A 10,391-nucleotide genomic window follows, 5' to 3' on the forward strand; every position below is an offset into this window, starting at 1 on the left:
CGCCGGGCGCGCCCCCCCCCCCCCGGCGCCCCCCCGCTACCAACCAGGCGTTGTGGGGGGCGCGTCCCCCCCCGCCCCCCCCCCCTCAAGGGGGCGCGGCTGAAGCCGCTCCTACAGAAATCGCCAGAAGCCGTCCGATGCCGTCAGAAGACGTCAGAGGACGGGCGGGGGCGGGGCGGGGTGGTCGTGGGCCAGGACGACCTGGTCGCGGCCGCGGTGCTTGGCTTCGTAGAGTGCGGCGTCGGCGCGGGCGAGCAGGTCGTTGAGGACGTCGCCATCCTGGTGCACGGCGATTCCGATGCTGAGCGTGGAGCCCATGGCCTTGGCGTGCAGGCGGTAGTCGGCCGCCAGGCGCAGGGCGAAGCGCTCGGCGTGCTGCGGCGAGGAATCGGGCAGCAGGCAGGCGAACTCCTCGCCGCCCAGGCGCGCGCAGTATTCGCCCGGGCCCATGCGCGCGTCGATGATGCGGCCCAGCGCGCGCAGCAGCTCGTCGCCGGCCAGGTGGCCGTGCTTGTCGTTGGTGCGCTTGAAGAAGTCCACGTCGATGAACAGCACTGCCGGCGTGCGGCCCGCGTCCAGCGCGTCGGCCATGGCGGTGCCCGCCAGGTTCATCCAGCCCTGGCGGTTGAGCAGGCCGGTGAGCGGGTCGCTCACGGCGCGCTGCCACAGCGTTTCCACCTGCTTGTCCAGGCGCGTGGCCAGGTTGCTGCGGGCGCGCCGCAGCAGCAGGCCCGCGCCCACGCTCACCGCGTAATACAGCGCGAACAGCTGGCATTCGCCCGCCGGCGCCTCGCAGCGCCACAGCAGCGCGGCCACCACCGCCGTCACCAGCGCCAGGCCGCCGAAGGTCATGTGCGGCTTCACCAGCAGCGGCAGCCAGGTGACCGGCAGCAGCAGGAACACCGCCAGCGGCACCACCGAACTGCCCGCCCATTCCAGCGCCGGCACCGACAGGCAGGCCAGCAGCACGGCCAGGAAGGCCAGGCCCAGCAGGCGCCGGCGCCGCAGCGACACCACGTGGCGGTAGCGCAGCGCCATCACGCCCAGCAGCGCCACGCCGCCCGACTGCCAGGCCAGGCGCAGCGGCAGGCCGGCCAGCAGCACCCCTTCGACCACCAGGTGCAGGGCCGCCAGCACGGCCATGGCCACCAGCAGGTTCGACATGGGCTTGTGCAGCAGCTGGATCTGGCGCCGGTACTGTTCGCGGCGCTCGTGCGGCGCCATGCCCGCCACCTCGCCCTCGAGGGCGTGGCAGAGCATCTGGCGGGGGCTGCGGGCGGCGATTCGCTTCATGGACCGCGCATTAGCGGCCAATACGCCGCCGCACGCAAGGACGAAAGTCACGACTTGTGACGCAGGAATGAGCGCAGGGTGAACCCGGGCCCGCGCCGCCGGAGAACTGTGAACTGCGGCACGGTTTGCCGCTCGGCGGCTCAGCCCAGCGCGGCCAGCCGCTCCGGCGTGCCCACGTCGGTCCATTCGCCGCGGAAGTGTTCGCCGGTGACCCGCCCGGCGCGCATGGCCGCGCGCAGCAGGGGCGCCAGTCGGAAACGCGGCGGGTCGAGCTCCGCGCCGGCGGCGGCGCCGATGGTGGAGCGCCAGCCGTCGAACAGCGTGGGCCGGTACACGCCGATGCCGGCGAAGGTGAGCCGCGCCTCACCGGCGGCCTGCACCTGGCCACCTGGCAACAGGGCGAAGTCGCCCTCGGGGTGGTGCACCGGGTTGTCCACCAGCACCAGGTGCGCCTCGCCGGCGGGCTCGCGCGGCAGCCGGGCGAAGTCGTAGCCGCAGAAGATGTCGCCGTTCACCGCGATGAAGGGCGCGTCGCCCAGCAGCGGCAGCGCGTGCAGCATGCCGCCGCCGGTTTCCAGCGGCTCGGGGCCTTCGCAGGAATAGTGCAGGCGCAGGCCCCAGCGCGCGCCGTCGCCCAGCGCGGGCGGGAAGGCGCCGGCCAGCCAGGAGGTGTTGATGACCACTTCGTCCACGCCCAGCGCGGCCAGCTTTTCCAGGTGCCATTCCACCAGCGGCTTGCCGCGCACCGGCAGCAGCGGCTTGGGCGTGGTCTCGGTGAGCGGGCGCATGCGCTCGCCCTTGCCGGCGGCGAAGATCAGCGCCTTCATCGCGCGGGCAGGGTGATGTCGCGGTCGCCGATGGCCTGCTCGAGCAGGGCCACCAGGGGCGCGGTCTCCTCGTAGCGGCGGCCCACGTCGCGGGTGTACTTCCACACCAGCGGCAGGTCGAGCAGGTAGGCGGCCTTGCCGTCGCGGTACCAGAGCCGGCAGAAGATGCCCAGCACCTTGATGTGGCGCTGCAGGCCCATCAGGTCGAAGGCGCGCAGGAAGGCGGCCGGGCCCAGCGTGCACAGGCCGGCGTCCACCAGCTTGAGGCGGTAGTCCTCGACCCAGGCGTTGACGCGCGCCTCGGGCCATTCGATGTAGCAGTCGCGCAGCAGCGAGACCAGGTCGTAGGTGATGGGCCCGCGCACCGCGTCCTGGAAATCGATGATGCCGGGGCTGTCGCGTTCGGTCACCAGCAGGTTGCGTGAGTGGAAGTCGCGGTGCACGAACACCTGCGGCTGCAGCCGCGCGCTGTTGAGCAGGGCGCGGAAGGCGGACTCGATGACGTCCCACTGCTCGCATTCCGGCGTGAAGCCCAGGTGGCGCTCCAGGAACCACTTCGGCATCAGCTCCATCTCTGCCACCAGCCGCGCCTCGTCGTAGGCGGGCAGGTCGCTGGCGTCGGCGCGAAGCTGCATGGCCAGCAGGGCATCGAGCGCGCTGCCGTACAGGCGGTCCACGGTGGCTTCGGAAAGTTCGGGCAGCAGGGTGCGGTCGCCCAGGTCTTCCATCAGCACGAAGCCGCGCTCGGGGTCGGCGGCCTGGATCTCGGGCGCGTGCAGGCCGGCGCGCGAGAGGCGGGCGGCCACGTCGAGCCAGGGGCGGATGTCTTCCTTGTCCGGCGGCGCGTCCATCACGATCCAGCTGCGGTCGGCCGAACGGGTGCGCCAGTAGCTGCGGAAGCTGGCGTCGTTGGAGGCGCGTTCGATGGGCGCGTCCGGGTCGGCCAGGGCCTGGCGGGTCCATTCCAGGCGCAGGGCGTCGCGGGTGGGCAGGGCGTTGTGCATGTTCATCAAGGTGATTATTACCGAATCGCGCGCCCGGCCACCGCCTCCCGCCGGCCCGTTGGGCCCGCCCTTCGGGCTGCGTGGCATCATGGCGGGGACTTTCCCTCGCTTTCGAAACCATGACCGACCTCGTCCCCGTCCTGCTTTCCGGTGGTTCCGGCACCCGGCTCTGGCCGCTGTCGCGCGAAACGCACCCCAAGCAGTTCCAGCCGCTGGTGGGCGAGCAGTCGCTGCTGCAGGCCACCTGGCAGCGCCTGGCGGGGCTGCCGGGCATGGCCGCGCCCATCGTGGTGGCGAACGAGGAGCACCGCTTCATGGTGGCCGAGCAGCTGCGCCAGGTGGGCGCGGGGCCGTCGGCCATCGTGCTCGAGCCGGTGGGGCGAAACACCGCGCCGGCCATTGCCGTGGCGGCGCTGCAGGCCATGGAGGGCGGGCGCGACCCGCTGCTGCTGGTGCTGCCGTCGGACCATGTCATCGGCGACGCCGCCGGCTTCCGCGCCGCCGTGCAGGAAGCGCGCCGCGGCGCGGCGGAGCAGGGGAGCCTGGTTACGTTCGGCATCGTGCCGACGGGGCCGGAGACGGGATACGGGTACATCAAGGCGGTCGCGGCTGAAGCCGCTCCTACCGGGGAAGGCGGGGTGCGGGCGGTCGAGCGGTTTGTCGAGAAGCCGGACCTGGCCACGGCGCAGGCCTACGTCGCCAGCGGCGACTACTTCTGGAACTCGGGCATGTTCCTGTTCCGCGCCTCGGCCTACCTGGCCGAGCTGTCGAAGTTCGCCCCGGCCATGGCGGCGGCGGCCGAGGCGGCCCTGGCCGGCGGCAAGCGCGACGTGGACTTCCTGCGCCTCGACCGCGCCGCCTTCGAAGCCTGCCCGGCCGATTCCATCGACTACGCCGTGATGGAGAAAACCGAAGCCGCCGCCGTGCTGCCCATCAACGTGGGCTGGAACGACGTGGGCTCGTGGTCGGCCCTGTGGGAAATCGCCGACCAGGACCCCGACGGCAACGCCCACCACGGCGACGTGCTGGCCCTGGGCTGCAGGAACACCCTGGCCTGGGGCGGCCGCCGCCTGGTCAGCCTGCTGGGCCTGCAGGACGTGATCGTGGTGGACACCGACGACGCCCTGCTGGTGGCCTCCCGCGACCAGGTGCAGCAGGTGAAGGACATCGTGGCCCGCCTGAAGGCCGAAGGCCGCCCGCAGGCCGCCGTGCACCGCAAGGTGTACCGCCCCTGGGGCAGCTACGACGGCATCGACAGTGGCGAGCGCTTCCAGGTCAAGCGCATCGTGGTCAAGCCCGGCGCCGCGCTCAGCCTGCAGATGCACCACCACCGCGCCGAGCACTGGATCGTGGTGAGCGGCTCGGCCCGCGTCACCTGCGAAGACAAGGTGTTCCTGCTGGCCGAGAACCAGAGCACCTACATCCCGCTGGGCAGCAAGCACCGGCTGGAAAACCCCGGCAAGGTGCCGCTGGAGCTGATCGAGGTGCAGTCGGGCAGCTACCTGGGCGAAGACGACATCGTGCGCTTCGAGGACGTCTACGGCCGCTGAGCCGGCCGGAACCGCCGACGCCGTCACATTCAGCCGGTAAATGTTTCACGCCGGGGCGGGAAGCAAGAGAATTTTTCCCTTCCCAAACCCGGGCCCGGCTGGTCATTGTGATGGCCTGGGACTAGTCTGCCGTGGACTGTCCGGAACGACGCCCAGGTGCGTTTACCCCCCCAAGATGGACTTTCTCCAACTCCTCGACCAACTGGGCCCCTCGAGCTGGCTGCGCGCCGCGCTGGCCTTCGCCATCGTGGCCACGCTCATCCCGCTGGGCGTGCCGCTGGCGCGCCGCTGGGGCTGGGTGGACCACCCGGGGGGCCGCAAGCAGCATGAATGCGCGATCCCGGTCATCGGCGGCATCGCCATCCTGGTCGCGGCCATCGTCACCTTCCTGCTGTTCGAGCCGCAGCTGAACCTGCGCGTGTTCACCTTCTTCGCCGGCGCCATCCTGCTGGTGGCCGTGGGCCAGCTCGACGACCTGCGCGACCTGAGCGCCCGCTGGCGCATCGGCGCCCAGGCGGTGGCGGCGCTGTCCATGGTGTACCTGGCCGGCTGGCAGGCCAGCAACCTGCAGGACGTGTTCGGCTTCATGGGCTCGAACATCGGCCTGCTGGCGGTGCCGTTCACGGTGTTCATCGTGGTGGGCGTCATCAACGCCCTGAACATGGCCGACGGCGTGGACGGCCTGGCCGGCTCGCTGGCGCTGGTGTCGCTGGCGCTGTTCACCGCCTTCGCCCTGTACGCCGGCGACGTGGTGCTGGCCGAGCGCCTGCTGGGCCTGGGCGCCGCGGTGCTGGGCTTCCTGCTGTGGAACCACCGCTTCCCCTGGCAGCCGCGGGCGAAGGTGTTCCTGGGCAACGGCGGCAGCATGCTGCTGGGTTTCATCATCGCCTGGTCGTCGGTGCGGCTCACCCAGAACCCCACCCACCCGGTGTCGCCGGTGCTGGGGCCGTGGACGCTGGCGCTGCCGCTCATTGATTGCGTGGTGCTCATGCTGCGCCGCTGGCGCCACGGCGTCTCGCCGTTCAAGGCCGACCGCAACCACATGCACCACCTGCTGCTCGACGCCGGCTACACCCCCACCCTGGTGGTGCTGCTGATGGCGGGCGGTTCGCTGCTGCTGGGCCTGGGCGCGGCGCTGGCGGTGAAGCTGGGCGTGTACCGGCCGCTGCTGGTGCTCGTGTTCCTGGTGCTGCTGATGGCCTGGTACGTGTTCAGCCGCAAGCGCGAGCTGGCCGTGGCGCGCCTGCGCTGGCTGCGCGGCGGCCGGCCGTCTTCGCCGGAAGCGGTGCGCGCCGCCGAGGAAGCCACCGAAACCCGATGATCGACCTGCATTGCCACCTGCTGCCGGGCATCGACGACGGCCCGCTCAGCCTGGAGGTGTCGCTGGCGATGGCGCGCCAGGCCGTGGAAGACGGCATCGTCTTCACCGCCTGCACCCCGCACATCTACCCGGGCCTGTACGAGAACACCCGCGCCGGCATCGAGGCCGCGGTGGTGGAGTTCCGGCGCGAGCTGGCCGCCGCCGGCATCCCGCTGCAGCTGGGCGTGGGCGCCGACGTGCACCTGGCGCCCGACCTCGCCGGCGCCGTGCGCGCGGGCCGCGTGCCCACGCTGTGCGGCAGCCGCTACCTGCTGCTCGAGCCGCCGCACCACGTGGCGCCGCCGCGTTTCGCCGAGTCGGTGTTCGGCCTGATGGCGGCCGGCCTGGTGCCGGTCATCACGCACCCCGAGCGGCTCACCTGGATCGAAAACCACTACGCCGTGTTCGGCGACCTGGTGAAGCAGGGCGCCTGGATGCAGCTCACCGCCGGCAGCCTCACCGGGCGCTTCGGCAAGCGCCCGCAGTACTGGGCCGAGCGTTTGCTCGACGAGGGCCTGGTGCACATCCTGGCCACCGATTCGCACCACTGCGACAAGCGCCCGCCGCTGCTGGCCGAAGGCCGCGAGGCCGCCGCGCGCCGGCTGGGCGCCGTCGAGGCCCATCACCTGGTGGAAACGCGCCCCCAGGCCATCCTCGACGACCTGCCGCCCGCCGCCGTGCCGCCGCTGCCCGACGCGGGCGCCCCGAAAAAAGCCGGCCGGCCGGGGTTTTGGCATAGGCTGTTTGGCAATCCATAATCCCAGCCCCCCGGCGGAAACGGACGAAACATGAAAACCACGGTACTCCGGACGCTTGCGTTCCTTCTTCTCTGCCCGCTGCTGGCGGCCTGCGCCACCAACAACACCACCGCCATCCGCAGCGGTACGGCGACGGCGGTTACCGCCACCAGCGAACTGGGGGTTCCCGACAGCACCAGCGCCACGGGTGCCTACACCGGCGCGTCGGAGTACCGCGTCGGCGCCCAGGACCTGCTCGAGATCAGCGTGTTCCAGGTGGCCGAGCTCAACCGAACCGTGCGCGTGAACAGCAATGGCCAGATCTCGCTGCCGCTGGTGGGCGTGGTCGTGGCCGGCGGCAAGACCGTGCAGGAGCTGGAGGCCGACATTGCCGCCAAGCTCGACGAGAGCTACCTGCAGGACCCGCAGGTAAGCGTGTTCGTTAAGGAGTTCACCAGCCAGCGCGTGACCCTTGAGGGCGCCGTGCGCAAACCGGGCATCTACCCGCTCACGGGCCGCATCAGCCTGCTGCAGGCCATCGCCCAGGCCGAGGGCGTCACCGACCTGGCCAACCTGGACGGTGTGGTCGTGTTCCGGCAGATCGAAGGCCAGAAGATGGCCGCCGTGTTCAGCCTCAACCAGATCCGCTCCGGCCAGGCGGCCGACCCGCAGATCTACGGCGACGACATCATCGTCGTCGACCAGTCGGGCGCGAAGACCGGCTTGCAGCGCGTGCTGCAGGCGGTGCCCTTCTTCAATCTCTTCGCCGTTTACTGACCGGCCCAAGGACGAGCACGCATGTCTGACAACAAGGATCCCGGCGCTTCGGGCGAGGGCGGCCAGCTTCCCACCACGCAGTCTGCCAACGAGCGGCAGCAGGCGCTGGCCATCGCGCGCCAGCAGGCGCTCAGCCTCGACGTGCGCACGCAGGACGGTGCCGACAGCGACGAGATCGACCTGCTCAGCTACTGGCGCATCCTGGTCAAGCGCCGCTGGACGGTGCTGGGCGCCGCCGGCATCGTGCTGGTGACGGCGCTGGTGGGCACGCTGCTGATGACGCCGATCTACCGCGCCAGCACCTCGCTTCAGATCGACCGCGACAGCATCAAGGTGGTGGACGTGGAAGGCGTCACGCCGGTGGAAGGCGCAGGCGGCAACGATTTCTTCCAGACCCAATACGAACTGCTCAAGAGCCGTGCGCTGGCCGAGCGCGTGGCGTCTCAGCTGGGTCTCGCCGACGGCGACCAGCTTGAGCGTCTCGCGCCGCGTTCGCCCTGGGGCGCGCTGGCGGGGCTGTTCAGTGGCGGTGGTGAAGAAGAGGTGCCGACCGAGGCCGAGGTGAGCGCCCGGCAGTCCGCCGCCACGGGCTTCATCATGAACGGCCTAACCGTCGAGCCCGTGCGCAACTCGCGCCTGGTGCGCGTGCACTTCGACAGCCCCGACCCGGAGCTCTCGGAGCGCGCGGCCAATGCCATCGCCGAGGCCTTCATTGCAAGCAACCTCGAGCGCCGCTTTGATTCCTCGTCCTACGCCAAGACCTACCTGGAAGACCGCCTGCAGGAGCTCAAGCTCAAGCTTGAAGATTCCGAGCGCAAGCTGGTGGAGTTCGCGCAGCAGGAGCAGATCGTCTCCAGCGGCGAGGGCAGCGCCAGCCTGAGCGAGCAGAACCTCGGCACGCTCAACGCCGCGCTGGCCGAGGCCCGTCGCGACCGCATCCGCGCCGAGGCGCGCTGGCGCCAGGCACAGGCGTCGAAGGGAACCGTGCTGCTGGGCGAGATTGGCGAGAACTCCATCATCCAGTCGTTGCAGGAGCGCCGCGCCGAGCTCAATGCCGAATACCAGGACAAGCTGCGGCTGTACAAGCCTGCATTTCCGGCGATGGTGCAGCTGAAAGGCCAGATCGACGAAGTCGAGCGGCAGATCAGCGAGGAAGTGGCCAACATCAAATCGGCCATCCAGGCCGAATTCCTGGCCGCGCAGGAGCAGGAGCGCCTTCTGGGCGAGCAGATGGCCGGCCTGAAGACCGAGGTGCTCGACCTGCAGAGCCGCTCGATCCAGTACAACATCTTCAAGCGCGAGGTTGACACCAACCGCGAGCTCTACGACGGCCTGCTGCAGCGCTACAAGGAAATCGGCGTGGCCGGCGGCGTTTCCAGCAACAACATCGCCGTGGTGGACCGCGCCCAGCGTGGCTTCAAGTACAAGCCAAGCCTGACGCGCAACCTCGCGCTTGGCCTGCTGGCCGGCCTGATGCTGGGCGTGCTGCTGGCGCTGGCATTCGAGTACCTGGACGACACGCTGAAATCGCCCGAGGACGTCGAGAAGCAGACCGGCCTGTCGGTGCTGGGCGTGATCCCGCTGCTGAAGGCACCGATGACGCCCGCCAAGGCCCTGGACGACCCGCGCTCGGCGTTCTCGGAAGCCTACCGCTCGGTGCGAACCGCGCTGCAGTTCTCCACCGACAGCGGCGTGCCGCGCTGCCTGCTGGTCACCAGCGCCGCGCCGGCCGAGGGCAAGAGCACCACGGCGCTCACGCTGGCGAAGAACTTCGCCCAGCTGGGCAAGCGCGTGCTGATCATCGACGCCGACCTGCGCAACCCGTCACTGCACCGCGCGCTGGAAAAGCCCAACGACATCGGCCTGAGCAACTACCTGGCCGGCGCCTCGAAGGCCACGGAAGTGATCCACGCCACCGATTCGCCGCACCTGATGTTCATGCCCACCGGCCCGCTGCCGCCGAACCCGGCCGAGCTGCTGATGGGCCCGAAGATGCTGAGCCTGATTTCCATCGCCAGCGAGAAGTTCGACCAGGTCATCATCGACGGCCCGCCGGTGATGGGCCTGGCCGACGCGCCCATCCTGGCCAACATGGCCAGCGGCACGCTGCTGGTGGTGGAGGCGGGTGAAACCCGCATCACGCTCGCCCGCAACGCGCTCAAGCGCCTGTACTCGGCGCGCGCGCACGTGATCGGCGCGCTGCTCACCAAGTTCAGCGCCAAGCACGCCGGCTACGGTTACGGCTACGGCGGCTACAACTACTACAGCTACGGCGCGCAGCCCGAGCCGAAGAAGCTGGCGCGGCGCTGATGTCGGCGGCGGGGCAAGCGCTGGACCTGGCCCTGGCCTGCTACCGGGCGCCGCCCCGGCTGGCCCAGGCCGCCCAGCGCCCGCTGCCCGACGACATGCTGGTGCTGCTGCGCCTGGCCGCGGGCGACGAGGCGCTGGCGCGCGAATGCGCCGATGCTGCCCACGAATCCGCCGGCACGGTGGTGGAAGCGGCGGTGTTCTTCATCCAGCAGGTGTTGTTCGCCCCCGGCACCGACAGCTACCGCGCCCTGGGCGTGAACCCCGACGCGCCCGACGCGCGCATCAAGGAACATTACCGCTGGCTGGTGCGCTGGCTGCACCCCGACCGCAACCCCGACGAGTGGGACGCCATCTACGCCGACCGCGTGAACCGCGCCTGGCAGGACCTGCGCCACCCCGACCGCCGCGCCGCCTACGACCTGTCGTTAGCCGATGGTTCCCACCGTGCCCCTGTAGGAGCGGCTTCAGCCGCGAAGCCTTTCGCGAAGAGCTTCGCGGCTGAAGCCGCTCCTACAAGGTGCGGGTTATTCGGC

Annotated in this window: 9 protein-coding genes; 6 read left to right on the plus strand and 3 right to left on the minus strand. The window is 70.5% G+C overall.

The genetic code is table 11. The features are described 5' to 3' along the window. Positions 1-153 precede the first annotated feature (153 nt). The 3 genes from ACE3Q2_RS08325 to ACE3Q2_RS08335 all read right to left on the minus strand — a co-directional run bounded on the left by ACE3Q2_RS08325 (position 154) and on the right by ACE3Q2_RS08335 (position 3,130). On the minus strand, positions 154-1,293 hold the full coding sequence (locus ACE3Q2_RS08325; RefSeq protein WP_374473703.1) for a diguanylate cyclase domain-containing protein: 1,140 nt from the start codon (positions 1,291-1,293) through the stop codon (positions 154-156). A 140-nt stretch (positions 1,294-1,433) separates the two neighbouring features. Continuing rightward, the gene (gene murU, locus ACE3Q2_RS08330; RefSeq protein ID WP_374473704.1) at positions 1,434-2,120 is read right to left on the minus strand and encodes an N-acetylmuramate alpha-1-phosphate uridylyltransferase MurU; all 687 of its coding nucleotides are present in this window, start codon (positions 2,118-2,120) and stop codon (positions 1,434-1,436) included. Beyond that, complete coding sequence (locus tag ACE3Q2_RS08335; RefSeq protein ID WP_374473705.1) at positions 2,117-3,130, minus strand: aminoglycoside phosphotransferase family protein; 1,014 nt, start codon at positions 3,128-3,130, stop codon at positions 2,117-2,119. Before ACE3Q2_RS08335 ends, murU begins: the two co-directional genes overlap by 4 nt. 113 nt (positions 3,131-3,243) lie before the next feature. Here ACE3Q2_RS08335 and ACE3Q2_RS08340 point away from each other — a divergent pair, with 113 nt between their 5' ends. The 6 genes from ACE3Q2_RS08340 to ACE3Q2_RS08365 all read left to right on the plus strand — a co-directional run. Further along, on the plus strand, positions 3,244-4,674 hold the full coding sequence (locus ACE3Q2_RS08340) for a mannose-1-phosphate guanylyltransferase/mannose-6-phosphate isomerase (protein WP_374473706.1): 1,431 nt from the start codon (positions 3,244-3,246) through the stop codon (positions 4,672-4,674). Positions 4,675-4,849: 175 nt separating this feature from the next. After that, positions 4,850-5,995 (plus strand): glycosyltransferase family 4 protein, encoded by a 1,146-nt coding sequence (locus ACE3Q2_RS08345; RefSeq protein ID WP_374473707.1) that lies wholly within the window; start codon positions 4,850-4,852, stop codon positions 5,993-5,995. Further along, entirely contained in the window at positions 5,992-6,792 is an 801-nt protein-coding gene (locus tag ACE3Q2_RS08350; protein WP_374473708.1) for a tyrosine-protein phosphatase, read from the plus strand. The genes ACE3Q2_RS08345 and ACE3Q2_RS08350 overlap by 4 nt, the downstream gene beginning before the upstream one ends. Before the next feature lie 30 nt (positions 6,793-6,822). Further along, positions 6,823-7,548, plus strand: a complete 726-nt coding sequence (locus ACE3Q2_RS08355) for a polysaccharide biosynthesis/export family protein (protein WP_374473709.1) — start codon at positions 6,823-6,825, stop codon at positions 7,546-7,548. 21 nt (positions 7,549-7,569) lie between these two features. Beyond that, positions 7,570-9,858 (plus strand): GumC family protein, encoded by a 2,289-nt coding sequence (locus tag ACE3Q2_RS08360; protein WP_374473710.1) that lies wholly within the window; start codon positions 7,570-7,572, stop codon positions 9,856-9,858. Beyond that, positions 9,858-10,391 (plus strand): J domain-containing protein (locus tag ACE3Q2_RS08365; protein ID WP_374473711.1); only part of this gene is annotated, 534 nt, incomplete at its 3' end. The genes ACE3Q2_RS08360 and ACE3Q2_RS08365, both read left to right, overlap by 1 nt.

Source organism: Arenimonas sp. (genome assembly GCF_041913985.1).
GTDB lineage: Bacteria > Pseudomonadota > Gammaproteobacteria > Xanthomonadales > Xanthomonadaceae > Arenimonas.

Bases quoted from the DNA above. Each gene is read 5' to 3' on its own strand.
- ACE3Q2_RS08345 (WP_374473707.1), top strand. From the start codon at position 4,850: ATGGACTTTCTCCAACTCCTCGACCAACTGGGCCCCTCGAGCTGGCTG.
- ACE3Q2_RS08350 (WP_374473708.1), top strand. From the start codon at position 5,992: ATGATCGACCTGCATTGCCACCTGCTGCCGGGCATCGACGACGGCCCG.
- ACE3Q2_RS08335 (WP_374473705.1), bottom strand. From the start codon at position 3,130: ATGAACATGCACAACGCCCTGCCCACCCGCGACGCCCTGCGCCTGGAA.
- ACE3Q2_RS08325 (WP_374473703.1), bottom strand. From the start codon at position 1,293: ATGAAGCGAATCGCCGCCCGCAGCCCCCGCCAGATGCTCTGCCACGCC.
- ACE3Q2_RS08355 (WP_374473709.1), top strand. From the start codon at position 6,823: ATGAAAACCACGGTACTCCGGACGCTTGCGTTCCTTCTTCTCTGCCCG.
- ACE3Q2_RS08360 (WP_374473710.1), top strand. From the start codon at position 7,570: ATGTCTGACAACAAGGATCCCGGCGCTTCGGGCGAGGGCGGCCAGCTT.
- murU (WP_374473704.1), bottom strand. From the start codon at position 2,120: ATGAAGGCGCTGATCTTCGCCGCCGGCAAGGGCGAGCGCATGCGCCCG.
- ACE3Q2_RS08340 (WP_374473706.1), top strand. From the start codon at position 3,244: ATGACCGACCTCGTCCCCGTCCTGCTTTCCGGTGGTTCCGGCACCCGG.